This is a genomic window from Streptomyces sp. NBC_00354 (assembly GCF_036106915.1).
In the GTDB taxonomy this organism is placed as follows: domain Bacteria; phylum Actinomycetota; class Actinomycetes; order Streptomycetales; family Streptomycetaceae; genus Streptomyces.
Map to the genome: position 1 here is coordinate 7382489 of NZ_CP107983.1, position 23904 is coordinate 7406392.

A 23904-nucleotide genomic window follows, 5' to 3' on the forward strand; every position below is an offset into this window, starting at 1 on the left:
TGGCCGCCGGCCGTCCGCAAGTGGCCCGGCGCGAGATCCCCGCCCCAGCCGTTCAGACCATCGGAGAGACAGCCATGACAGCAGCCGCGCCCCCACCCGAGGTGCTCCGCGCGCCCCTCGTCGTCGAGTTCCCCTTCACCCGCTCCCTCGGGCCGGTCCAGAGCGCCTTCCTCACCGGGCTGCGCGAGCGCGTCGTCCTCGGCGTCAGGACCACCGACGGCACGGTGATGGTCCCGCCCGTCGAGTACGACCCCGTCACCGCCGAGGAGATCCGCGAGCTCGTCGAGGTCGGCGCCACCGGCACCGTCACCACCTGGGCCTGGAACGGCGCCCCACGCCCCCACCAGCCCCTGGCCACCCCCTTCGCCTGGGTCCTGGTCCGCCTGGACGGCGCGGACACCGCGATCCTGCACGCCCTGGACGCCCCCGGGCCCGAGGCCGTCCGCACCGGCATGCGGGTCCGGATCCGCTGGGCCGGGGAACGCAGCGGCGCCATCACCGACATCGCCTGCTTCGCGCCCCATGACGGCAGCGCCTCCGCGCAAGCCGCCCCGCACGACGGACAGTTCGCCGACGCCGTCACCGGCATCGTCGCCGCCGCCCGCCTCGACTACACGTACAGCCCCGGCCGCGCCCAGACCGCCTACATCAACGCCCTCGCCGACCGGCGGACCGTCGGCGAGCGCTGCCCCTCCTGCCACAAGGTGTACGTGCCGCCGCGCGGCGCCTGCCCCACCTGCGGGGTCGCCACCACCGACCAGGTCGAGGTCGGCCCGGCGGGCACGGTCACCACGTACTGCATCGTCAACATCAAGGCCCGGAACGCCATGAACGATGCCCTCGAAGTCCCCTACGTCTACGCCCACATCGCCCTCGACGGCGCCGACCTCGCCCTCCACGGCCGGATCGGCGGCATCCCGTACGACCAGGTCCGCATGGGGCTGCGCGTCGAACCCGTCTGGACCGAAGGCGGCCGCCACCCCGACCACTACCGCCCCACCGGCGAGCCGGACGCCGACTACGACGCGTACAAGGAGCTCATCTGATGCCCGCGACGAGCAGGTACGCACGCGACGTCGCCGTCGTCGCCTTCGCGCAGAGCGACCACCGGCGCAGCACCGACGAACTCAGCGAAGTCGAGATGGTCATGCCGGTCCTGCACCAGGTGCTGGCCCAGACCGGTCTGAAGGCCGGCGAGATCGGCTTCACCTGCTCCGGATCCAGCGACTACCTCGCCGGCCGCGCCTTCTCCTTCACCATGACCCTCGACGGGGTCGGCGCCTGGCCGCCGATCTCCGAGTCGCACGTCGAGATGGACGGCGCCTGGGCCCTCTACGAGGCCTGGGTCAAGATCCAGACCGGCGAGGCCGACACCGCGCTGGTGTACTCGTACGGGAAGTCCTCGCCGGGATCCGTACGCGACGTCCTGACCCGGCAGCTCGACCCCTACTACCTCGCTCCGCTCTGGCCCGACTCGGTGGCCCTGGCCGCCCTCCAGGCCCAGGCCCTGATCGACGCGGGCGAGACCGACGAGGGCGCCCTCGCCGCCGTCGGAGCCCGCAGCAGGGCTTCGGCGGCCGCCAACCCGCACGCCCAGCTCGGCGGCGCCGTCCCGCAGGGCGACTACCAGGTCCGGCCGCTGCGTACGGGCGACTGCCCGCCCATCGGCGACGGCGCAGCCGCCGTCATCCTCGCTGCGGGCGACACCGCGCGGCGGCTCTGCGGGCGGCCCGCCTGGATCACCGGCATCGACCACCGCATCGAGGCCCACAGCCTGGGCCTGCGCGACCTCACCGACTCCCCGTCCACCCGGATCGCCGCCGAGCACGCCGGGGTCTTCGAACGCCCGGTGGACACGGCGGAACTGCACGCGCCGTTCTCCTCCCAGGAGGTCGTTCTCAAGAAGGCCCTCGGGCTCGGCGAGGACGTGGCCGTCAACCCCTCCGGCGGGGCCCTCGCCGCCAATCCGGTCATGGCCGCCGGCCTGATCCGGATCGGCGAGGCGGCCGCCCGGATCCACCGCGGCGAGTCCGACCGGGCCGTCGCACACGCCACCTCCGGCCCCTGCCTCCAGCAGAACCTGGTCGCCGTCCTGGAAGGGGACCCCGCATGAGCACGTCGGGCAAGGAGCCGGTCGCGATCGTCGGGATCGGCCAGACCAAGCACGTCGCCGCCCGGCACGACGTCTCCATCGCAGGGCTCGTCCGCGAGGCCGCGGCGCGCGCCCTCGCCGACGCCGAGCTGACCTGGGCGGACATCGACGCGGTCGTCATCGGCAAGGCCCCCGACTTCTTCGAGGGCGTGATGATGCCGGAGCTGTACCTGGCGGACGCCCTCGGCGCGGTCGGCAAGCCCATGCTCCGCGTCCACACCGCCGGTTCGGTCGGCGGATCCACCGCCCTCGTCGCCTCCAACCTGGTCGCGGCGCGGGTCCACCGGACCGTCCTGACCCTCGCGTTCGAGAAGCAGTCCGAGTCCAACGCCATGTGGGGGCTGTCGCTGCCCGTCCCCTTCCAGCAGCCGCTGCTGGCGGGCGCCGGCGGGTTCTTCGCCCCGCACGTGCGCGCGTACATGCGGCGTACGGGCGCTCCCGACGCGGTCGGCTCGCTCGTGGCCTACAAGGACCGCCGCAACGCACTGAAGAACCCGTACGCGCACCTGCACGAGCACGACATCACCCTGGAGAAGGTCCAGGCCTCGCCGATGCTGTGGGACCCGATCCGGTACTCCGAGACCTGCCCCTCCTCGGACGGGGCCTGCGCGATGATCCTCACCGACCGGGCGGGCGCGGCCCGTTCGCCACGGCCGCCGGCCTGGGTGCACGGCGGGGCGATGCGCAGCGAGCCGACGCTCTTCGCGGGCAAGGACTTCGTCTCCCCGCAGGCGGGCAAGGACTGCGCGGCCGATGTCTACCGGCAGGCCGGGATCACCGATCCGCGCCGCGAGATCGACGCCGTCGAGATGTACGTGCCGTTCTCGTGGTACGAGCCGATGTGGCTGGAGAACCTGGGCTTCGCCGACGAGGGCGAGGGCTGGAAGCTCACCGAGGCCGGGGTCACCGAACTCGACGGCGACCTCCCGGTCAACCCCTCGGGCGGGGTGCTGTCCACCAACCCGATCGGCGCCTCGGGCATGATCCGCTTCGCGGAAGCGGCCCTCCAGGTCCGCGGCCAGGCCGGTGAACACCAGGTTCCGGGCGCCCGCCGGGCCCTGGGCCATGCGTACGGCGGCGGCGCGCAGTTCTTCGCGATGTGGCTGGTGGGGGCGCAGGCCCCGGCTTCCTGAACGGAATTGCTCTTCCCGGCGGGCGCGCGGCTGGTGCCGGACCGGCCACGGGTGACTCACCGTGGCCTGTGCGGCACCCGCTGCGATGGTTACTCTGGCCCCCGGACGACGTACCGGGAGGAGCACGCACGTGGCCGAAAGCATGATCTCGCAGCCTCTGGCCGGCTGGGACAAGCCCGACCTCGATCTCAGCGAGGCGGACTGGCAGTCGAGCAGCCGGGGAGCGGGCGACGTCCAGATCGCCTTCGTCGAGGGGTTCATCGCGATGCGCAACGGCGACCGCCCCGAGAGCCCCTCGCTGATCTTCGCGCCGGACGAGTGGCGCAAGTTCGTCATGAACGCGCGGGGCGGGGAGTTCGACCTGACGTAGTCGGTACGGCCCGACCGACGCGGCGCACCACCGGACGCGGAGCCGCCGCGCCGGTGGCGCCGCCGCAAATCCGCCTGACGCGGCCGCCCCGATGTGCGAGGGTGGCCGGTATGACGATCACCCGCCGAAAGGGCGATGCCGCGTAGACGGCCCGGCGCGCTGCGCGCCGAACGAGGAACGTACGAGGACCGGAGGCCGCCCGCCTGGGCATGGCAACTGCCCTCCGTGGACCGGCTCCCGGCCGCCGCCGCAGCGGCGGTCCACTGGGCCCGGCCCGGCCGGGGCGACGAGGTCGCCGACCTGCTGACGCGGTACCGGGCCTTCCTGGGCCGCCCCGGCAGCCCCCTGTTTCCGGCCCCCTCCCCGTGCCCTGCCTGCCCCGGATGCGCGCGCGACGACATCGCCGTCGTCCGGGACGAACTCGCCGATCTCCACCACACCCTGCCACCCGTCGCGCGCACCGCGCTGGGCCGCGTCCTGCACGGCCTGGACGCGGAGTTCCGCCGGCGCACCCTCCCGGAACCGGACCCGCCCGCCGACCGGTGGACCGACTGGAGGGGCCGCCCCCTCGCCTGGTGGCACCGCCGGGTCTACGAGGGCGGGGGCTGAGAGGTCTGTTGAGAGGTCTGTTGAGGGGGCGGCGGCGTCCGTGGAAGGCGTTCCAGCATCACCCGCGGCCACGCCGCCGCCGGCACCAGCAGCCACACCAGTTGTACGGCCGCGGCCTCCCGGGCCACCGCCCCCGCCACCAGTACGACGGCCAGCGACGGCCCCACCAGCAGCAGAACCTCCCGCGTCCCGCGGCCCGAGCCGACCGCCGCCACCCCCGCGATGGCCAGGTACACCGCGAGGCTCCCGCACAGCAGCCACCGCACCGACTCCGGAACCGGATGGTCCGTGTACTCCACCGCGTTGCCGAGCGCCGCCGCCAGCGCCGCCACCGAGCCCGCGACGAAGCAGTGCAGCGGCAGCACCAGCCGTACCGGAAGGACGTCCCACGCCAGCAGCGGCACCCCGTCCGCCCCGTGCCGCAGCGACAGCGACCACAGCAGGAGCAGCAGCAGGAACGCGCCGATGGCGACCCCGTACAGTGCCGCGTCCCACTCCGCCTGCGAGGCGGCGGCCACCACCTGGGCCACCGCCTCGCCCAGCACGATCAGCTGGAACAGGCCCAGCCGCTCCCCGAGATGCGGCGCGTCCATCAGCGCCGCCACCGGCTTGGGCCCGGCCCGCCGCCTGCGCGCCGCCTCCTGGGCGTACTGCGCGTCCACCCGGGCGGCCAGCCTCGTGCCGGACACCGAGAACATCACCGCCAGGTCGATGGCCAGCCCCAGCGCCCACAGCGCGTACCGGGCCGTCCCGTCGAACCACATCGACACGATCCACGGCGTCAGCCCCAGCCCCAGCTGCGTGATCGGCAGGTCCGGCACGTACTCCCCGCGCCGCTCCCACGCCTTGCCTGCCAGCGACCGCACCAGGATGTAGGCGAGCGCGAACGCCCCTGCCCGGTCCTCCCGCACACCGTGCACCGAGGCCGCCATCACCGCCATGCCGAACATCCCCGCCAGCACCGTCCACGTGCGGGCCTCCTCGCCGCTGACGTTCCCGTACACCGTGAACAGCATCCAGCCCGTCCAGAAGGCCAGGAACATCACCACGTACAGCGCGACATCGCCGCGGCCGGGGCTGCCGGCAAGCAGGTGCGCCAGCTGGGCGACGCCCGCCACCGCCGTCAGGTCGAAGAACAGTTCCAGCCAGGAGGCGTGCCGTTCGCCTTCCGCAGGAGCCGACCCTGCCGGCGTGGAATCGGTCATAACGGGATGATAGGTAGGGTGGCTACATGAGCGGCGAGAGCGACCTGAGGAAACTGCTGAGCGGCATGCGCCCCGAACTGCACGAGGGGCGGTACGTCTTCTGCACGATCCCCGGCGCCACCGCACCGCCCTCCGGAACCACCCCCGTCGCCACCGTCCTGGAAGCCGAGGGGCTCACCCTGGTCCTGCGCCAGGAGGACGCCGACGCCGCCGGCCTCGCCTACGACTACACCGCCGGGTGGATCACCCTGCGCATCCACTCCGCCCTCGACGCCGTCGGCCTCACCGGTGCCTTCGCCGCCGAGCTCGCCGCGCACGGACTCAGCTGCAACGTCATCGCCGGCCACCACCACGACCACCTCTTCGTACCCGCCGAGCGGGCGGCCGAGGCCGTCGCGGTACTGGAGCAACTGGCAACCCGTTCGGCGCAAGAGGGACACCCGTAAAGGCCTGCAACGGCCCGATACCAAAGATTCCGATCTTTCCCGGCAGAGGGCCTTCCCCCATGGGTGCGCGGGCGTACGCTGATGCCCCGAACAGGCCTGGGGGGTACCAGCCATGACGGAACGCCGGACCCGCAAACGGCGAAATATGTTCGAACGCGAGGCGGAACTCGCCACCGTGGACGAAGCCCTGGAGCAGCTCACCGGCTCCAACGGCAACGGCCGCACGGACGCCGGTGCCGGCCCCGGCGCGGGCGGCGCGCTGCTCGCCTTCTCCGGGCCCGCGGGCCTCGGCAAGACCACCCTCCTCGCCGAGGTGCGCCGCCGCGCCCTCGCCCGCAACTACACCCTTCTGGCCGCCCGCGGCGGCGAACAGGAGCAGAGCCAGCCCTTCCACGTCGCCCGCCAGCTCATCCAGCCCCAGCTGGCCGGCCACTCCGAGGCGGAACTGCACGCCGCCCTCGGCAGCTGGTACTCCATCGTCGGCCCCGCGCTCGGCCTGTGCGCCCCCGAACAAGGCGCCCCGCCCGACCCCCAGGGCCTGCGCGACGGCCTCGACTGGGTCCTCACCCACCTCACCGTGCAGCGCGCCCCCGTCGCCCTCGTCCTCGACGACGCCCACTGGGCCGACCCCGAATCCCTCTCCTGGCTCGCCGCCTTCGCCCCGCGCGCCGAACACCTCCCGCTGCTCCTCGTCGTCGCCTACCGCCCCGAGGAACTGCCCGCCCACGCCGAGGCGTTCCGTACGCTGCCCGGCCGCGCGGGACACCGCCCGCTGGCCCTCGCGCCGCTCACCGAGGCCGCCGTGTCCACCCTGGTCCGCGAGGCCGTCGGCGACCACGCCGACGACGCCTTCTGCCGGGAGGCCTGGGCCGTCACCACCGGCAACCCCTTCGAAGCCGTCGAGCTCACCGCCAAGGTCCGCGACAAGGGCCTCGCGCCCACCTCGGTCAGCGCCCCGCTGCTGCGCGACCTCGCCGCCGCCCAGCGCGGCAGCGGCCTCGTCGCCCGCCTCGAACGCCTCGGCCCCTCCACCGTCCGCTTCGCCTGGGCCTGCGCCGTCCTGGGCACCGCCATCCGGCACGAGCTCGCCGCCCAGGTCGCCGGACTCGGCCCCGAGGAGGCGGCCGACGCCACCGGACGGCTGCGGGAGGCCCGCATCCTGTCCGGCCCCGGCGAAGAGCCCGACGCCGGACTGGAGTTCGTCCATCCGCTCATCGCCACCGCCCTCTACGGGGCCATCCCCGACGCACTGCGCGTCGCCCTCCACGGACAGGCCGCCGTGGCCTTGGTCGATGCCGGACTCGGCGCTTCCGCCGCCGCCCGCCACCTGCTGGAGACCCACCCCGAGAACGACCCCTGGGTGGTACGGACCCTGCGCGGGGCCGCCGCCGAGAACCTGCGGGCCGGCGCCCCCGAGGCGGCCCGCCGCCAGCTCGCCCGAGCCCTGCGCGAGCCCCCGGACTTCGACGAGCGCGCGGCCGTGCTGTACGAGCTGGGCTGCGCCTCCCTGCTCACCGAACCCGCCAACACCGTGAACCACCTGCGGGCCGCGCTCGCCGAACCCTTCGACGACCCCGCGCTGCGCCAGGGCATCGTCATCCGGCTCGCCCAGGTCCTCGCCCACAGCGACCGCCTTGCCGAGGCCTCGGACTCGCTCGCGCGGGAGATCGCGTACACCCCGGACGCCCGGACCCGACTGCGCCTGCAGTCCGAGCAGTTCATGTGGGACGCCTTCGACGCCGTCGAGCCCGACTCCCCGGCACGCTCGCGCCGGCTGACCCGGCTCGCCGACCGGCTGACCGGGCGCGACCTCACCGAGCGGTACATCATCGGGCTGCGCGCCTGGGACGCCTGCCTGCGCGGCGAACCGGTGGACGTGGTCCTGCACCACGCCGTACGGGCCCTGGGCGCGGAGTTCAGCTGGGCCTACGAGGACCGCGGCTTCGAGGTACCGGTGCTCGCCGCCATGGTCCACATGTACGCCGACCGGCCCGGCAGGGCGGAGGCGCTGTTCGAGGCCGGCACCGCCGAGTTCGAACGGCAGGGCTGGCGCGGGGCGCACCTGTCCTTCGCGTACAGCCTGCGCGCGTACATCCGCTACCGGCGCGGGCGCCTTGCGGAGGCCGAGGAGCTGGCCCGGGCGGGGCTGCGGCTCGCCGAGCGCGTGGGGCGCGGTACGCCCGTGCACTGGTACAGCATCGCGATCCTCGCCACGACGCTGCTCGCGCGGGGACGGGTGGACGAGGCCTGGGAGCTGGCGCGGGAGCACGCGCTCGGCGAGTCCGTCCCGGCGGCCGTGGTCTTTCCCGACCCGCAGACCGTGTACGCCGAACTGCTCCTGGCCCGTGGGCAGACGAAGGCGGCGGCGGCCGAACTCGAGGCGGTGGACCGCAGGCTGAGCCGGCGCGGGATCCAGAACCCGTCCTGGTGCCCGTGGCAGCTGCACCTGGCCCGCGCTGTGGCGGCGGAGGAACCGGCCCGGGCGCGCGCCCTGACCGCCGATGCAGTACGGCGGGCCCGCGCCTTCGGGGCCCCGTCCGGTGTGGGGCAGGCGCTGCGGGTGGCGGCGGAGGTGGCGGCCCCGGAGGAGCGGGTGGGGCTGCTGACGGAGGCGGTCGAGCTGCTGTCGGCCTCGCCGGCCGGGTACGAGCTGGCCTGCGCGCTGGCCGCGCTGGGTACGGAGCTCGGGGACGCGGAGCTGCTGGCGCGAGCGGCGGAGACGGCGCGGGAGTGCGGGGCGGACGGGCTGGTGGCGAGCCTGGGCGGGGCGGCGCAGGGTGCTGCGGCGACGCGTGCTGCGGTCCGGGAGGACGGGCTGACGGAGGAGGAATACCGGGTGGCGGAAATGGCCGTACGGGACGACCCGGCGGCGCGGGGCCGGGACCTGTCCCCCGTCTACCGGAAGCTGGGCACGGACCGGTCCGGGCTCGCGGAGGCGCTGGAGGCGTTCGCCCGGAGCTCAAGGTGATACGGCGGGTACCGGCGGGGGCAGGGTGACGTCATGGACGTCATCGACCACAGTCAGAGGCTCTCCCGCTTCCGCAACGAGACGCCGGCCTTCGAGAAGGCGATCCGGCACGTGATCGCCGAAGCCGGAGACCGAGCCGAACCGGGGGCCGGTGCCGGAGGCGCTGACGGAGTGGTTCGCGCAGGGCGCGCGGCAGCTGGAGGGCCTGTTCCGGGAGCTGGGGCCGGACGTGCCGGTGTGGACGTGGTCGGTGGATGCAGCGGACTGCGCGGCGCACACGAGTGGCTTCCGGCTGCGCATGCAGACCATCGAGCCGGCGGTGCACCGGTGGGACGCGCAGTCCGCGACCGGGGCGCCGGCGCCCGTCGACGCGGAGATCGCGGTGGACGCGGTCCCGCAGACCTTCGAGGCGATGGCCCCGTTGGCGTGCCGTGACCGGGCCCCGGCCGGGGCGGGGGAGCGGTACCGCTTCCGGCGGACGGACGGTCCCGAGTCCTGGACGGTCACGTTCTCGGGGGAGCGGCTCCTGGTGGAGCACGGGGTCACGGACCCGGTGGATGTGGAGGCCGCGGGCACGGCGTCGGACCTGTTGCTGTTCCTCTGGCGGCGGATCCCGTCCACCGACCTGGCGGTCACCGGGGACGCTGACCTGCTGCCCCACTACTTCACCCTGGTCCCGCCGGTCTGACCGCTGCGCGAAGCCTCTCCGCGCCCCGCGCAGCAGCCCCCCACCCCCGCCGCGAGCGGACCGGTTTCCGGAGGCGCGCCCTCCGGGGGATGGGCGGGGCCCGGGGCCGGAAAACATGGGCGGGCACGTACCATGGCGGCATGTCCTTCCTCCGCCGCAACCGCGCCGCCACACCCGCCGGCCCGGACTTCGACGTCCTGGCCATGGACCCGGGGGACTGGCCGGGCAATCTCGGGGCCGGGCTGCTGCCCGCGCCCGACGGCAGCTGCCAGGGCGTCTTTCTCCGCTACGACCTGTTCGGCGGACGCGGCCCCGCAATGATCATCGGCAACCTCCCCGAGGGCTCCCCGGCCCGGGAGCTCACCGAGGGCCAGGTCCCCTTCGAGGTGGCCCAGCTCCTCGACGCCCTCGAGAACGACGAGGACGTCGAGGTCACCGGCACCGAGGACTGCCCCGTCATGCAGGGCGACAACCTCCTCATCGTCCGGAAGATCAAGCTCTCCGAGGGCCGGATCAGCTGCGTGCAGTTCGACCGCAGCGACAACGTGCTGGTCACCATCGCGAGCTGGGACCGGCCCATCACCGACGACCTGTACGCCCTCCTGAAGCCGCTGCCCGCCGAGCTCTTCCAGCAGGGATAGCAGCCACCGGCGCTCAGGGGGCGTCCGCGATGTCGTTCGCCGCCACATGGCCGAACGTCATCGCGGGGCCGATGGTCGACCCCGCCCCCGCGTAGCTGTGCCCCATCACCGCCGCGCTCGCGTTGCCCGCCGCCCACAGGCCCCGGATCACCGAGCCGTCCGGCCGCAGGGCACGCGCCCGCGCGTCCGTGACGATGCCGCCCTTCGTGCCCAGGTCACCCGGCACGATCTTGAAGGCGTAGAACGGCGGCGCCCAGATCGGGGCCAGGCACGAGTTCGGCTGCACCCCCGGGTCCGTGTAGTAGTGGTCGTACGCCGTGTCGCCCCGGTGGAAGTCGGGGTCGGTGCCGTTCCACGCCTGCGCATTGAACCGGTTGAGGGTCGCCCGGAGCGCTCCCGCCGGGACCCCGATCTGGCCGGCCAGCGCGTCCCAGGTCCACGCCTTCTTCGCCGCGCCCGCCTGGTACCACGAGTCCGGGAAGACGATCGTCGGCAGGATGTCCTTGAACAGGTACTTGTTGCGGTAGTTCTGATCCACGATCAGCCACGCCGGGATGTGCGAGCCGACCGCGCCCCGGTCCTTCTCGTACATCACGTGCACCACATCGCTGTACGGGGCCGCCTCGTTGACGAACCGCGCGCCCGCCCCGTTCACGATCAGCCCGCCCGGCAGGGTGCGTTCGGCGAGGCAGAAGTACGGCTCGCCCGGCAGCGGGATCGACGGACCCCACCACGCGTCCTCCATCAGCGCCAGCGCAGCCCCCGCCCGCTGCCCGGCCCGGATCCCGTCTCCCGTGTTCTCCTTGGCGCCCACCGACCACTGGGTGCCGATCGGCTGCTGCTGGTACTGCGCCCGCATCTGCTCGTTGTGCTCGAATCCGCCCGAGCCGACGACCACGCCCTTGCGGGCCCGTACGACCCCCCGTACGCCCTCCTTCTCCACCACCACACCGGTGACCGCGCCCGCCTCCTGCACCAGGTCGACCAGCGGGCTGTTCAGCCACACCGGTACCCCCGCCTGTATCAGTCCGGCCCGCAGGCCGGCCGCCAGCGCCTGGCCCATCGTGAGCGGCTTCTGCCCGCACAGCGCAGCCTTGGTGCCGCGCGCCAGGCACTCCGTGGACACCGCCAGCCCCTTGGCGTTCACGGCCGCCAGGTTCAACCACTTGTAGTCCTGGCTGAACACCACCATCCCGGCCGGGACCGGCAGGTACGCCGGGTTCAGCCGGGCCAGTTCGGCGCCCAGGAGATGGCCGTCGATCTGGTCGGGCTCGATGGAGCGGCCGTTCGGCAGCCCGCCCGGGAGGTTCGGGTAGTAGTCGCTGTACCCGTCCATGTACCGGAAGCGCAGCGGGCTGTTGGCCATCACGAAGTCCAGCATCCGGGGGCCGTTGGCGAGGAAGGCAGCCTGCCGGTCCGCCGACGAGCCGTCGCCGACGACCGCCGCCAGGTACGCCGCCGCCTTCTGCGGGGTGTCCGGCACCCCCGCGGCCAGGATCACCGAGTTGTTCGGCAGCCAGATCCCGGCCCCGGAACGCGCCGCCGAACCGCCGAAGGTCGGGGCCTTCTCGACCACCAGCACGCTCAGCCCCCGCTTGGCGGCGGTGAGCGCGGCCGTCATCCCGGAAGCCCCGGACCCGACCACGACGACGTCGTACTCGCCGAGCGGAACCCCGTCCGCGGCCCGCGCGGCGGCCGCCGGCAGCACGGCGGCCGCGACCACCCCCGCCCCGGCCCCGGCGAGGACCGTCCGGCGGGAGGGGAGTGCGGGGCTCGCGGGACCGGCCGGCACGGGACCGGGGCTCGCGGGATCAGGGAGTACGGGACCGGGGCGTACGGGACCGGCGCTTGCGGACATGGGCGGGCTCCAGCGGAGTGGGGAGGGCGGGGACGGCGGCTCCAGCATGTCTGATGCTGAGTCAGAAAAGGTGTTCGGGGGATCATGTGATGTCAAGGCATACGCAGGGGTGGCGAGACGGGCCGAGACGGCCCCGAACGCACGAAATCCCGTGGTACGCACATCGAGTGCGTACACCACGGGATTTTCGTACGGGGTGCGGGCCGCCGGGGTCAGCGGGTCCCGACCGCCGCGCGTACCGCCCTGCGGGCCATGCCGCAGTCGTCGTGCAGACGGCGCAGCAGCAGCCGCTGCTCCTCGCCGGAGGACAGGGAGCCCATCGGCAGGGGCTGGGTCGGGGCGGTCGCCAGCATGGAGCGCTGGACCGCCGTCTCACACATCCGGATCTCCCGGGTCAGCACCAGCATCAGGTTGACCAGGAAGGCGTCCCGCGAGGCCGGACCGGCCGACTGGGCGAGCCGGCTGATCTGGCTGCGGGCGGCCGGGGCGTCGCCCAGCACCGTCCACAGCGTGGCCAGGTCGTAGCCGGGCAGGTACCAGCCCGCGTGCTCCCAGTCGAGCAGCACCGGCCCGGCCGGGGACAGCAGCAGGTTCGACAGGAGCGCGTCACCGTGGTTGAACTGCCGCTGCACGCCGGCCAGTTTGAGCCCGCACAGCAGCTTCTGCAGATCACCCAGGTCCCGGTCGGTGAGCAGCCCCAGCTCGTGGTAACGCGCCACCCTCTGCGCGTAGTTCAGCGGGTCCCCGAACAGATCGGTCGGCGGACGCCACTGGTTCACCCGGCACACCGCGCCCAGCGCGGCCCGTACGTCGGCCCGCGGCGGGGCCTCCACGGGGTGCCTCTGCAATGCCGCGACCCGGCCCGCCATCCGTTCGACCACCAGCGTGCAGTTCTCGGGGTCCGCGGCGATCAGCCGCGGCACCCGGACCGGCGGGCGGTGCCGGACGAACGTCCGGTACGACGCTATTTCGTGCCGGTACCGCTCGCGCCATTCCGGCGAGTGGTCCAGTAAAACCTTGGCGACGGCGGTCATCCGGCCTGTCGTCCCGACCAGGAGGACCGACCGGCCGCTGCGCCGCAGCACCTGCACCGGCGCGAACTCCGGACAGATGCGCTGCACCGAGGCGAGCGCGGTGCGCAGCTGCGCGCCCTGCGGCCCCGAGAGGTCGATTCTTCCGCTGAGCGGCTGCGATCCGGCCCCGGGCATCCGCCGCGCCCGTACGGCGCCCTGCGCCGGTGCCGCCTGGCGGCCGGGGTCGAGGTAGGGGCCGCCGCCCGCCTGGAGCGTGCGATGCGGCCGAACCGGGGCGGACACGGAGGACGTTGCTGCGTACATGGCGTTACGGATCCCTTCGTGCGCCGACGAGTTGCGTACGCCACCCCGCCGGTCCCGTACTTCACCCTGGGGAGTTCCGCCCGGAGACCGGGTCGGGGAGGCGCATTCCTACCTGACACCGGGCGGTGGGTGGCGGACCACGAAGCGTGCCCTGGCGAAGGCTGGCGAATATGCACGGGGCCTCTGACTGCGGGCTAGTGTCAAATCAGCCGAGAACCTGGGGGCTTGACGTGAGCAAAGGTCCAAACACCCGCCTGAACGACTTGTTCGGCCTTGCCGGCTGGTCGAAGGGTGAGCTGGCGAGGATGGTCAACCGGCAGGCGGCGGCCATGGGCCACCACCAACTGGCCACCGACACCTCGCGGGTAAGGCGCTGGATCGACATGGGGGAGACCCCGCGCGAACCGGTGCCCACCGTACTGGCAGCCCTGTTCACCGAGCGGCTCGGTCGTGTCGTGACCATCGAGGACCTCGGGTTCGTACGGCAGCGGCGCACCTCCAAACGGCAGCCGGACGGGGCGAAGGACAACCCCGACGGAATGCCCTGGGCGCCCGAACGCACAGCCGCGGTCCTCACCGAATTCACGGGAATGGACCTCATGCTCAACCGACGCGGTCTGATGGGCGCGGGTGTCGCGCTCACCGCAGGCTCCGCCCTCACCCACGCCATGAACGACTGGCTGCACACCGACCCCGCCCCCGCCAAGGCCCCGCAGAACTTCGGCGACTCCTACCAGGCCGATCCGATCGGCTACGACCGCTACGAGGCCGCCCCCATCGGCTCCCAGGAGATCGAGGCCCTGGAGCGCTCCGTGGAGGTCTTCCGCGCCTGGGACGCCTCCCGAGGAGGCGGACTGCAGCGCAAAGCCGTGGTCGGCCAGCTCAACGAGGTCGGCGGCATGCTCGCGTACCACCACCCCGACCACCTGCAGCGGCGGCTGTGGGGCGTGGCGGCCAACCTCGCCGTGCTGGCGGGCTGGATGTCCCACGACGTGGGTCTCGAACCCACCGCGCAGAAGTACTTCGTCATCGCCGCGCACGCCGCCCGGGAGGGCGGGGACCGGCCGCGGGCCGGCGAAGCGCTGTCCCGGGCGGCGCGCCAGATGGTCCACCTGGGCAAGCCGCACGAGGCCCTCGACCTCATGAAACTGGCGCAGTCGGGCTCCGGCGAGCAGACCCTGCCCCGTACCCGCGCCATGCTGCACACCATCGAGGCCTGGGCACAGGCCTCGATGGGCAAGGGCCAGGCCATGCGCCGCACGCTCGGCGAGGCCGAGGACCTGTTCGTGTCGGACAAGGGCGACGTGCCCCCGCCGTCGTGGATGCAGAACTTCGACGAGGCGGACCTGCACGGCATGCAGGCCCTGGCGTTCCGCACCCTCGCCGAACACGACCCCTCGGTCGCGCCGATCGCCCAGCGGCACGCCCGGGAGGCGCTGCGGCTGCGGTCCGGCGGCCACCAGCGCTCGCAGATCTTCGACTACATCTCCATGGCCTCGGCCTGTTTCATCGCCGACGACCCGGAGCAGGCCGACCGCTACGCCCGGCTCGCGCTGGTCTCGATGAACGAGACCTCCTCACACCGGACTTGGGACCGGCTGCGCGAGATGTACCGGCTCACCGGCCAGTACGCCGGGTACGCGCGCATCGAGGACCTGCGCGCGGAGATCGAGATGGCCCTGCCGAGCAGCCCGACGCAGCGCACCGTCTAGCCTTGCGCGGGCACCCCGCGCCGGTGCGTGCACCGGCACCGCCATCGGCACCCGTACGGAGACGAGAAAGGCCGCGCCTTCCGGCGCGGCCCTGAAACGTCGGTACCGGGCGCTCAGCCACCGACCCTGGCCACCAGGACGCAGGCGTCGTCCTCGCGTTCGCTCTCGCCGAATTCCTCGACCACCATCCGCACGCAGTCCTGCGCCGACCGCGCCGCCGTGAACCGCGGCGCGAGGGCCAGCAGCCGCTCGGTGCCGTCCGCCCGGCTGAACTCGATGCTGCGCGGCGTCAGTCCGTCCGTGTGCAGGACGAGTACGTCGCCGGCCTGGAGCCGTTCCTCGGCCTGCCCGTACGCCGCCCCGGAGGTCGCGCCCAGCAGTACGCCCTCCGGCGGCTGCAGGGCGCGGCCCGAGCTGCCGCGGAACAGCAGCGGGGCGGGATGGCCGGCCTGCGCCCAGGAGAGCACACGGCGCGCGGGATCGTAGCGGCAGCAAACGGCCGAGCCGAGCGCCGGCTGTACGGAGGTCTCCAGGAGCTGGTTGAGCCAGCCCATCAGCGGGCCCGGCTCGATCCCGGCCATGGCCATGCCGCGCAGGGCGCCCAGCATCATCGCCATCCCGGAGGTGGCCGTCACCCCGTGCCCGGTCAGGTCGCCGACCGTCAACAGCGAGCGGCCGTCCGGCAGTTCGAGCGCGTCGTACCAGTCGCCGCCGATCAGGGCACTCGTCGCGGAGGGCAGGTAGTGCGCGGCGACGTCGAGCGCGCCGGTGGTGTGGTGCGGGAACCGCAGGGAGCCGCGCCACGGGGGGAGCACGGCTTCCTGCAGCTCGACCGCCAGCCGGTGCTCGGTCTGCGCGATCTCCCGCCGGCGCTGCAACGAGTCACGGGACTCGCGTTCGGCGCGCTGGCTTCGGCGCAGCTCACTCACGTCCCGGAGCACGGCCCACATGGAGGCCGTGCAGCCGTCGGAGTCGAGTACCGGCTCGCCTCGCATGTGCAGCGTCCGGACGCGGCCGTCGGCCCGGACGATGCGGAACTCGCCGTCGATCGGTTTGCCGTCGACCAGACAGGCCGTCACCATCGAGGTGAGCAGCGGCTGGTCCTCGGAGAAGAGGGTGGAGCCGAGTTCGTCGAGGGGGAGCGGGCCCGCCTCGGGCGAGCGGCCGAAGATCTGGAACAGCTCCTCGGACCAGTTGACCTCGTCGGTGAGCAGGTTCCACTCGGCGCTGCCGACGCGGGTCTGCTGCGGCTCGGCCCCGGTCGCTCCTTCGGGGAGCTCGTCGAGTTCGGGGGCCGGCGGCAGGCCTTCCTTGAGCTGTCCCAGGTGCTCGCGCAGGTCGTCGAGGTGGTGGACGGCGAGGTCGCACAGGGCGCGCTGCCAGCGGCCCTGGGCGTCGTCGTCGTCGACCACGGTGTCGCGGCGCACCGCGTCCACCTCGCCGCGAAGCCGCCGGGTCTGCGAGATCAGGGCGTCCACCGAACCGGGCTCGGACGGCTGCGCGGGACGGTCCGCGAAGAGGTGGGACGGCATGAGAACTCCGATACAGGCGGCGCGGCACGGCCAAGTCTGAAGGAAGGACCGGTTACGACTGTTGCACAGGCCGCGACGGGCCGTAAGGCGTTTGGCAACATCCGTAACGTCGTTGCTTCTGGCATATGCCAAGGGCCTCCCGGCCCCCCCCTCGCCTGTACGAACGTTTCCGGTCAGCCCTGTGCCGGGCTCCCGTCGGCGGTCTCCGGCCGCCGTCCGGTTTCACACGCTGAGCGGCACCGGGTGGATCTCGCTTGCCGGGTGTCCCGTGCGCTCGTGGATCCGCAGCACCGCGTCCGCCGAGGGAGCCTCGGACAGGCAGTAGACGGTCCCGGATGCGGGGTCGGCCCAGGCGCGCTCGAAGTGCACCTTCTCGTCGCCCTCGATCGCCAGGTCCGCCTTGTGGGCGGCCATCAGCTCGGCTTCCGTGATGCCCTTCATGCCATGGTGGACATCCATGTACATCGTCACCGCCGCACACCTCCTCACGTTTTCGGGAGTGCAGCCGTTTCTCCTCCCATCGTCCTCCCGCGGCCGGAAACCGGCCCTTCGGAGGGCGCGGATCGATCGTACGGACGAGATGTGCGAGACCTCCGCGCGGCAGAACCCGTACCCGAGCCGGATCAACACCCCCGCGGGAGTACCCCCCGAACGAAGGACCCCCTCCCCGCGCGGCCTTTACCGTCACCCCGCTTCCCACCCCACCAGGTGATCGCTACTCTACGTGTCGGTAACGAGCCGGGGTAAGGCCCGCGAACGCGGGCCCGCGCAGGGTGAGGGGACACAGCAACATGACCGGGCAGAGCCGCCGCTCCTTCCTCACGTACCTCGTTGCGGCGCCGACGCTCGCCCTCGTCACCCGGGCCGGGGCCGACGTCCTCGCCCCGCAGCCCGCCCACGCCGTGGTCCCGAGCCTGCCCGCCCCGGCCGATCTGGTCGACCTCGGCGACCTGTTCATCCTGGCCGGCGCGCCCACCTCCGCCCTGCTGGCGCTCTCCGTGGAGACGGACGGGACCATCCGCTTCCGGCTGCCGCGCGAGGAGGTCGGCCAGGGGCTCACCACCGCCGTGGCCATGCTCGTCGCGGAGGAGCTCGACGCGCCGCTGGCCGCCGTCCGCGTGGAACTGGACGACGCGCGGCCCGAGCTGCTGTTCAACCAGCTCACCGGAAGCTCCAACTCCATCCGCTCCCTCTACGGGCCGGTCCGGCAGGCCGCCGCCACCGCCCGGGCCCGCCTGGTGGCGGCGGCCGCCCGCCGGTGGGGCCTCGCCGCCTCCTCGCTGGCCACCGCGAACGGCGCCGTACGGGCCCCCGACGGACGCACCGCCGACTACGGCAGCCTCTCCGCGGCCGCCGCCGACCCCGCCCTGATCGTCCTCGGCGCCACCCCGAAGAAGGCGGCGAAGCACTCCCTCGTCGGCAGGCCCACCGGCCGGATCGACGCCCGCGCCATGGTGACCGGCGCCCAGCAGTACACCCTCGACCTCGACGTGCCCGGCGCAAAGCCCTGCGTGGTGCGCCGCCCGCCCTCCCTCGGCGGCAGCGTCAAGGCCGTCGCCAACCTCGGCGCCGTCCGCGCCATGCCCGGCGTCCTGCACGTGGTCACCGTCCCGACCGGGGTCGCCGTCGTCGCCGAGACCTTCGGGCAGGCCCTCGACGCCAAGGCCGCCCTCCAGGTCACCTGGGGGCCCGGCCCCGCCGACCAGCTCTCGGACGCGCAGATCCGCGCCAAGCTGCGCGCCGCCACCCCGCCGCTGCTGGTGCCGCCGCTGCTCACCCCGTACGTGGACGCCGAGTTCGACTTCGCCTTCGTCAGCCACGCGGCCATGGAGACCAACTCCGCCGTCGCCGACGTACGGGACGACCGCGCCGAGATCTGGTCCGGGCTGAAGTCCCCGATCGTGGCCCGCGAGACCATCGCCGCCGAGCTCGGCCTGCCGCTGGACAAGGTCACCGTGCACGTGGTCCAGGCTGGCGGCTCCTTCGGGCGGCGGCTCTTCTTCGACGCCGCCCTGGAGGCCGCCCGCGTCTCCAAGGCCTGCCGCCGTCCCGTCCGGCTGATGTGGACCCGCGTCGACGACACCCGGCACGGCCGGATGCGCCCCGCCACCCACCACAAGATCCGCGCCACCCACCTGCTGGGCGAGGTACTCAGCTTCGAGCACCGGGTGGCCGCCGCCGAGACCGACTTCCGGCACGGGCTCGGCGAGATCATCACCGCCACCGCCGCCAGCCTGCCGCTCGGCATCGGCAACGCGACCCTGGCGCAGACCCTGTTCCACACCACGATCAAGTCCCCCTACCACTTCGGGCTCACCACCCACGGGCTCAGCGAGGTACCCACCGGCATCCCGACCGGCTCCTGGCGTTCGGTGTACTCCGCCAACACCCGGGGCGCCGAGGAGATCGTGGTCGACGAACTCGCGGCGCGGACCGGGAAGGACCCGTACCAGTTCCGGCGCGCCTTCCTGAAGACCGCCGCCCAGCGCGCGGTGCTCGACAAGGCGGCGACGGAGGGGGAGTGGGGACGGCCGATGCCGGCGGGCTGCGCGCAGGGCATCGCCTTCCACGACGAGTACAAGTCCCGGACCGCCTGCCTGGTCGAGATCGACGCCCGCGACCCGGAGCACGTCCGCGTCACCAAGGCCGTCATCGCGGTCGACGTGGGCCTGCCCGTCAACCCGCGCGGACTGGAGGCCCAGATGATCGGCGGCCTCACCGACGCGATCTCCACCACCCTGAAGGCCGGGCTGCACATAGACAAGGGGCTGCCGCTGGAGGGCAGTTACAGTCAGTTCCACTGGGCCCGGCAGCGCGACACCCCGCAGGACGTACGGGTCTTCGTGCTGCCGGCCACCGGGGAGGAGCCGGGCGGCGCGGGCGAGCTCGGCGTACCCGCCGCGGTGGGCGCCATCGCCAACGCCTGGGCCCGGGCCACCGGCAACAAGCCGCGCAGTTTCCCCCTCGACTTCGACGTCGACTTCACCCCGTACCCCCGCTAGAACAGCAACAGCCAGTCAGGTCAGGAGAGTCCGCCGTGCCCTCGCACACCTTCACCGTCAACGGGCAGAGCGTCACCGTGGACGCGCCCGACGATCTGCCCCTGCTGTGGGTGCTCCGCGACATGCTGGGCGTACGCGGCCCCAAGTACGGCTGCGGCGTGGACGTCTGCAAGGCCTGCACCAGCCATCTCGACGGGACGGACATCCGCCCGTGCGTGGTGCCCGTCGCCGCGTGCGCCGGCAAGACGGTGACCACCATCGAGGGACTGGCGAACGGGGACGAGCTGCACCCCGTGCAGGAAGCCTGGCTCGAACAGGACGTCTCCCAGTGCGGTTTCTGCCAGCCCGGCCAGATCATGGCCGCCGTCGCCCTGCTGAAGCGCACGAGTACGCCCACGGACGAGGACATCGACGCCATCGCCAACATCTGCCGCTGCGGCACCTACTTCCGCATCCGGGAGGCCATCCGCAGCGCGGCCGCCCGGATGTGAGCGACCGGGCGTGAGCGATCGGGCGTGAGCGATCGGGCGTGAGCGATCGGGCGTGAGTGATCCGGGCGTGAGCGAGAGGGGCCCCGGGGACTCCCCCGTCGTTCCCGGGGCCCGACCGCTCGCGGTCAAACCTAGGCGGTCGGCCGCCGGTTCGCAGGGTCCGCCGTGCACAGTGACCGGGCGGGGCGGGTATCACTCGGCACAGTGATACACCGGGTGGTCGACTGCGACAGCGCGACCCGGACCGAAGGGACCTCTCATTTCGCACCCGCGCATCCCGCAAACGTCGGCGGACCGGACCCGCAGCCGGTCCGAGGACATCCTCAAGCTGCACCGGCTCGCCCACTCGGGCGGTTCGGCCGCGGTGTTGCAGTGGCTCGCCGCCCGGCTGGGCGGCTGGACCGGAGTGGTGGACGCCGACGGAGCCGCGGGCCCGGAACTCGCCGTCCGCGGGGCGCCCGGGGCGTGCGCTCGGCCGTCCTGCACGGCGAGGGCTCGGCCGCGCTGCTGTTCGCGCTGGACGGGAGCCGCGCACTGGCCGCAGTACCGGACCCGCAGCACCACCCGGGAGCGTCCGCGCTGCTCGCGGACGCCGCCGCCGTACTGGCCCTCGTCCTGCGGGCCGAGGAGGCCGAGCGGCGCGAGGAGCGGGCCGAACTCGCCGAATCACGGGCCCGCGAGGCCGTCCTGCACCTGCTGATGAACGGCCGGCTCTCCACCGCCCACCAGATCGCCGAGGCGCTCTGCCCCTCGCTGCCCGAGCCGATGCGGATGTACGTCGTGGAGTGCCGGGCCGGGGAGCGCGGCGAAGTGGCCCGGCTCTGCGAGGAGCTGACGGGCGGCCGGGCCTGGATCGTGCGCTGCCCGGTGTACGTGCGCCACCTCATCGTCCTGGTCCCCGGCGACCTCGCGGCGACCGCGGCCGCGCACGATCCGCTCGCCGAGGCCCTGGCGGCGGTGGCCCGCGACTGCACGGTCGGGGTCAGCGCGGAACTGCGGCTGCGCGAGGCCCCGGCCGCCTACACCCAGGCCTTCCACGCCCTGGCCGTCGCCCGGGGCCGCGGCGGGCGCCACGCCCGCTTCGGCCCCGGGCCCGAACTGGAGCTGGCCGCCCACGTGGCCGGGACCGGCTGGGCCGAGGCCCTGCTCGCGCCCCTGCACACGTACGTGCCCCGGCGCCCCCAGGACCCCGGCCCGCAGGAGCTGCGGGCCACCGCGCACGCCTGGCTGAACTTCTGCTCGCACGCGACGCGGCTGCTGAAGATCCACCGCAACACCCTGGCCACCCGGCTGCGGCTGATCGAGTCGGTGCTCGGCGTGGACCTCGCGCGGCTCCCCGAGCAGGCGGCGCTCTCGCTCGCGCTGCGGCTGACCCCGGGCGGGGCGGGCGGCGGCGCGGGGGCCTCCACGGGCGGCGCCGCCGGGGTTTCCCCCGGCGGCGCGGCCGGCGCTCCGGCCGATCTGGACGGCGTACTGCGCCACCCCGACCTGGCGGCCTGGGCCCGCGCGCATCTGGCGCCGCTGGCCGGGCGGGACGCCCCGCCCGGCGCCCGGGAGACCGTACGGGCCTGGCTGCGCCACGACGCGCACCTGGTCCCGGCGGCGGCCGCGCTCGGCATTTCGGTGCCGGGCACGCGCAAGCGGCTGGCCCGGATCGAGGCGCTGCTGGAGCGCTCGCTGCTGCGCTCGCCGAGCGCCCGCTACGACCTGTGGCTGGCTCACCGGGCCGAGGAACTGGCCGGGTTCACGGCATGACACAGCCCCAATAAGGGGCAAAGTGCATGAAATATGCACGATCATGCCGGGATGAGGCGTATCAATCTGAAGCGCGTGCTGGTGGGTGAACCGCTCGACACCGCGCGACTGGGCGAGACCCTGCTGCCCAAACGGCTCGCGCTGCCGATCTTCTGCAGCGACCCGCTCTCCTCGGTGGCCTACGCCACTGAGGAGATCCTGCTGATCCTCGCCCTCGGCGGTGTCGCCCTGCTCCACCTCGCCTGGTACGCCGCCGCCGCCATCGTCTTCCTGATGATCGTGGTCGTCGCCTCCTACCGGCAGACCTGTTACGCCTATCCCGGCGGCGGCGGTGCGTACATCGTCAGCTCCGAGAACCTCGGCCAGACTGCCGCCCTGACGGCTGCCAGCGCGCTCCTCGTCGACTACGTCATGACCGTCGCCGTCTCCGTGGTCTCCGGCGTGGACGCCATCACGTCCGCGATCCCTTCCCTCAGCGACCACGAAGTCGGCCTGTCGGTGGGGTTCGTGGTGCTGCTGGTGCTGATGAACCTGCGCGGCGTACGGGAGTCGGGACGGATCTTCGCCATTCCGACCTACGGGTTCGTCCTCGTCATCTACGTCATGTTCGCCGTGGCGGCCGTCCGGCTCGCGACCGGCGAGACCATCCGCGCCGAGTCCGCCGACCTCCCGATCACCGCCGAGGGCACGTTCACCGGCCTGGGCCTGGTGCTCCTCGCGATGCGGGCCTTCGCCTCCGGCTGTACGGCGCTCACCGGCGTCGAGGCGATCAGCAACGGCGTACCCGCCTTCCGGAAGCCCAAGAGCCGCAACGCCGCCAACACCCTTGCCGCGATGGGCGTCCTGTCGGTGACCATGTTCGTCGGCATCACCATCCTGGCCATGGTGTACGAGGTGCACGTCGCCGCCGACCCGACGGAACTGGGCCTGCCGCCCGGCACACCGATGTCCACCGCGCTCGCCCAGATCGGCCGTGCCACCTTCGGGGACTGGCACTTCCTCTTCTACCTGCTCCAGGCCGTCACCGCGGGCGTACTGATCCTCGCCGCCAACACCGCCTTCAACGGCTTCCCGATGCTCGCCTCGATCCTGGCCAAGGACAAGTACGCACCGCGCCAGCTCTTCAACCGCGGCGACCGGCTCGTCTACTCCAACGGCATCGTGCTGCTCGCGCTCGTCGCCGTCGCCCTCATCGTCTCCTTCGACGCCCAGCTGACCCGCCTCATCCAGCTCTACATCATCGGCGTCTTCGTCTCCTTCACCCTCTCCCAGGCGGGCATGGTCCGGCACTGGCGCCGCGAACTCGCCTCCCCGGCCACGCCCCGGGAGCAGCGCATCCACATCCACCGCCGGCTGGCGATCAACGCGGTCGGCGCCACCCTGACCGCCGTGGTCCTGGTCATCGTCCTGCTCACCAAGTTCACGCACGGCGCCTGGCTGGTCGTCATCGCGATGCCGCTGCTGTTCCTCGGCATGAAGGGGGTCCGCCGGCACTACGACCGGGTCTCGGCCCAGGTCGCCGTCGCCCCCGGGGTCAGACCGCGCAAACCCTCCCGCCACCACGTGCTGGTGCTGGTCGCCAACGTGCACGCCCCGACGCTGAAGGCGCTCGGCTACGCACAGGCACTGCGGCCGGACACCCTGACGGCCGTCACCGTCGCCGCCGACGAGGAGGACGCGCGCCGGCTGCGCGAGGCATGGGCGGAGCACGACCCGGGCGTCCCGCTGAAGATCCTGCACTCCCCGTACCGCGAGGTCGTCGGGCCGGTGCTCGCGCACATCCAGGAGCTGGCCGCCGCCGAGGGGACGGACATCCTGTCCGTGGTCATCCCCGAGTACGTGGTCGGGCACTGGTGGGAGCAGCCCCTGCACAACCAGAACGCGTTCCGGCTGAAGGCGAGGCTGCTGTTCACCCCGGGCGTCGCGGTGATCGACGTACCGTACCTGCTCGAGTCGGCCCGGCCGGCCGCCCCGCACGAGCCGGCGGAATCGACCAGGGCCTGAG

19 protein-coding genes and 1 pseudogene are annotated in these 23904 nt (G+C 73.2%); 15 read left to right on the forward strand and 5 right to left on the reverse strand.

Features of this window, described 5'->3' with window-relative positions:
* Positions 1-74 precede the first annotated feature (74 nt).
* The 5 genes from OHT74_RS33870 (at position 75) to OHT74_RS33890 (ending at position 4264) form a co-directional block, all read left to right on the forward strand.
* Positions 75-1046, forward strand: a complete 972-nt coding sequence (locus OHT74_RS33870; protein ID WP_328622305.1) for a Zn-ribbon domain-containing OB-fold protein — start codon at positions 75-77, stop codon at positions 1044-1046.
* A complete protein-coding gene (locus tag OHT74_RS33875) occupies positions 1046-2113 on the forward strand; it encodes a thiolase domain-containing protein (RefSeq protein ID WP_328622306.1) in 1068 nt (355 codons plus the stop codon). The genes OHT74_RS33870 and OHT74_RS33875 overlap by 1 nt, the downstream gene beginning before the upstream one ends.
* On the forward strand, positions 2110-3285 hold the full coding sequence (locus OHT74_RS33880; RefSeq protein WP_266669902.1) for a thiolase domain-containing protein: 1176 nt from the start codon (positions 2110-2112) through the stop codon (positions 3283-3285). The genes OHT74_RS33875 and OHT74_RS33880 overlap by 4 nt, the downstream gene beginning before the upstream one ends.
* Before the next feature lie 130 nt (positions 3286-3415).
* Positions 3416-3655 carry a DUF397 domain-containing protein gene (locus tag OHT74_RS33885; RefSeq protein WP_328622307.1) on the forward strand — a complete coding sequence of 80 codons (240 nt, stop codon included), beginning with the start codon at positions 3416-3418 and terminating at the stop codon, positions 3653-3655.
* Positions 3656-3790: 135 nt separating this feature from the next.
* Positions 3791-4264 (forward strand): hypothetical protein, encoded by a 474-nt coding sequence (locus tag OHT74_RS33890; RefSeq protein WP_328622308.1) that lies wholly within the window; start codon positions 3791-3793, stop codon positions 4262-4264.
* On the opposite strand, the gene OHT74_RS33895 is transcribed toward OHT74_RS33890, so the two are convergent.
* Complete coding sequence (locus OHT74_RS33895) at positions 4246-5469, reverse strand: low temperature requirement protein A (RefSeq protein ID WP_328622309.1); 1224 nt, start codon at positions 5467-5469, stop codon at positions 4246-4248. The genes OHT74_RS33890 and OHT74_RS33895 overlap by 19 nt on opposite strands.
* A gap of 26 nt (positions 5470-5495) precedes the next feature.
* On the opposite strand from OHT74_RS33895, the gene OHT74_RS33900 reads away from it, so the two are divergent.
* The 5 genes and pseudogenes from OHT74_RS33900 (at position 5496) to OHT74_RS33915 (ending at position 10212) form a co-directional block, all read left to right on the forward strand.
* The gene (locus OHT74_RS33900; RefSeq protein WP_266669909.1) at positions 5496-5915 is read left to right on the forward strand and encodes an ACT domain-containing protein; all 420 of its coding nucleotides are present in this window, start codon (positions 5496-5498) and stop codon (positions 5913-5915) included.
* Between the two features lie 145 nt (positions 5916-6060).
* Positions 6061-8883, forward strand: a complete 2823-nt coding sequence (locus OHT74_RS33905) for an ATP-binding protein (protein WP_328622310.1) — start codon at positions 6061-6063, stop codon at positions 8881-8883.
* A 142-nt stretch (positions 8884-9025) separates the two neighbouring features.
* Positions 9026-9211: pseudogene (locus OHT74_RS42205) on the forward strand (maleylpyruvate isomerase N-terminal domain-containing protein); the annotation flags it as partial.
* The gene (locus OHT74_RS33910; protein ID WP_443047746.1) at positions 9191-9571 is read left to right on the forward strand and encodes an SCP2 sterol-binding domain-containing protein; all 381 of its coding nucleotides are present in this window, start codon (positions 9191-9193) and stop codon (positions 9569-9571) included. The pseudogene OHT74_RS42205 and the gene OHT74_RS33910, both read left to right, overlap by 21 nt.
* A gap of 140 nt (positions 9572-9711) precedes the next feature.
* Positions 9712-10212, forward strand: coding sequence for a hypothetical protein (locus OHT74_RS33915; RefSeq protein WP_053787178.1), 501 nt, complete (start codon positions 9712-9714; stop codon positions 10210-10212).
* A gap of 13 nt (positions 10213-10225) precedes the next feature.
* Here the strand turns inward: OHT74_RS33915 and kstD are convergent, their stop codons facing one another.
* Positions 10226-12070: a 3-oxosteroid 1-dehydrogenase gene (kstD, locus tag OHT74_RS33920; protein ID WP_328622311.1), complete on the reverse strand. Its 1845-nt coding sequence runs from the start codon at positions 12068-12070 to the stop codon at positions 10226-10228.
* A 212-nt stretch (positions 12071-12282) separates the two neighbouring features.
* Entirely contained in the window at positions 12283-13407 is a 1125-nt protein-coding gene (locus tag OHT74_RS33925) for an aminoglycoside phosphotransferase family protein (protein WP_266669917.1), read from the reverse strand.
* 230 nt (positions 13408-13637) lie between these two features.
* Here OHT74_RS33925 and OHT74_RS33930 point away from each other — a divergent pair, with 230 nt between their 5' ends.
* Positions 13638-15119 (forward strand): DNA-binding protein NsdB, encoded by a 1482-nt coding sequence (locus OHT74_RS33930; RefSeq protein WP_266669919.1) that lies wholly within the window; start codon positions 13638-13640, stop codon positions 15117-15119.
* Between the two features lie 113 nt (positions 15120-15232).
* Here the strand turns inward: OHT74_RS33930 and OHT74_RS33935 are convergent, their stop codons facing one another.
* Both OHT74_RS33935 and OHT74_RS33940 read right to left on the reverse strand, forming a co-directional pair.
* On the reverse strand, positions 15233-16651 hold the full coding sequence (locus OHT74_RS33935; protein ID WP_266669921.1) for a PP2C family protein-serine/threonine phosphatase: 1419 nt from the start codon (positions 16649-16651) through the stop codon (positions 15233-15235).
* Between the two features lie 222 nt (positions 16652-16873).
* Positions 16874-17122: an SCO4226 family nickel-binding protein gene (locus tag OHT74_RS33940; protein WP_266631957.1), complete on the reverse strand. Its 249-nt coding sequence runs from the start codon at positions 17120-17122 to the stop codon at positions 16874-16876.
* A 320-nt stretch (positions 17123-17442) separates the two neighbouring features.
* Here OHT74_RS33940 and OHT74_RS33945 point away from each other — a divergent pair, with 320 nt between their 5' ends.
* From OHT74_RS33945 to OHT74_RS33960, 4 genes are all read left to right on the forward strand, one after another.
* Positions 17443-19653: a xanthine dehydrogenase family protein molybdopterin-binding subunit gene (locus OHT74_RS33945; RefSeq protein ID WP_328622312.1), complete on the forward strand. Its 2211-nt coding sequence runs from the start codon at positions 17443-17445 to the stop codon at positions 19651-19653.
* Between the two features lie 35 nt (positions 19654-19688).
* Positions 19689-20144, forward strand: a complete 456-nt coding sequence (locus OHT74_RS33950; protein WP_266669925.1) for a (2Fe-2S)-binding protein — start codon at positions 19689-19691, stop codon at positions 20142-20144.
* A 465-nt stretch (positions 20145-20609) separates the two neighbouring features.
* Positions 20610-21899: a helix-turn-helix domain-containing protein gene (locus OHT74_RS33955; RefSeq protein WP_328622313.1), complete on the forward strand. Its 1290-nt coding sequence runs from the start codon at positions 20610-20612 to the stop codon at positions 21897-21899.
* Positions 21900-21950: 51 nt separating this feature from the next.
* Positions 21951-23903: an APC family permease gene (locus tag OHT74_RS33960; protein WP_328622314.1), complete on the forward strand. Its 1953-nt coding sequence runs from the start codon at positions 21951-21953 to the stop codon at positions 23901-23903.
* Position 23904 lies beyond the last annotated feature (1 nt).

Coding starts and splice junctions, on each gene's coding strand:
- OHT74_RS33905 (WP_328622310.1), top strand. CDS start 6,061: ATGTTCGAACGCGAGGCGGAACTCGCCACCGTGGACGAAGCCCTGGAG.
- OHT74_RS33960 (WP_328622314.1), top strand. CDS start 21,951: ATGAGGCGTATCAATCTGAAGCGCGTGCTGGTGGGTGAACCGCTCGAC.
- OHT74_RS33895 (WP_328622309.1), bottom strand. CDS start 5,469: ATGACCGATTCCACGCCGGCAGGGTCGGCTCCTGCGGAAGGCGAACGG.
- kstD (WP_328622311.1), bottom strand. CDS start 12,070: ATGTCCGCAAGCGCCGGTCCCGTACGCCCCGGTCCCGTACTCCCTGAT.
- OHT74_RS33945 (WP_328622312.1), top strand. CDS start 17,443: ATGACCGGGCAGAGCCGCCGCTCCTTCCTCACGTACCTCGTTGCGGCG.
- OHT74_RS33870 (WP_328622305.1), top strand. CDS start 75: ATGACAGCAGCCGCGCCCCCACCCGAGGTGCTCCGCGCGCCCCTCGTC.
- OHT74_RS33900 (WP_266669909.1), top strand. CDS start 5,496: ATGAGCGGCGAGAGCGACCTGAGGAAACTGCTGAGCGGCATGCGCCCC.
- OHT74_RS33915 (WP_053787178.1), top strand. CDS start 9,712: ATGTCCTTCCTCCGCCGCAACCGCGCCGCCACACCCGCCGGCCCGGAC.
- OHT74_RS33880 (WP_266669902.1), top strand. CDS start 2,110: ATGAGCACGTCGGGCAAGGAGCCGGTCGCGATCGTCGGGATCGGCCAG.
- OHT74_RS33925 (WP_266669917.1), bottom strand. CDS start 13,407: ATGTACGCAGCAACGTCCTCCGTGTCCGCCCCGGTTCGGCCGCATCGC.
- OHT74_RS33890 (WP_328622308.1), top strand. CDS start 3,791: ATGCCGCGTAGACGGCCCGGCGCGCTGCGCGCCGAACGAGGAACGTAC.
- OHT74_RS33875 (WP_328622306.1), top strand. CDS start 1,046: ATGCCCGCGACGAGCAGGTACGCACGCGACGTCGCCGTCGTCGCCTTC.
- OHT74_RS33935 (WP_266669921.1), bottom strand. CDS start 16,651: ATGCCGTCCCACCTCTTCGCGGACCGTCCCGCGCAGCCGTCCGAGCCC.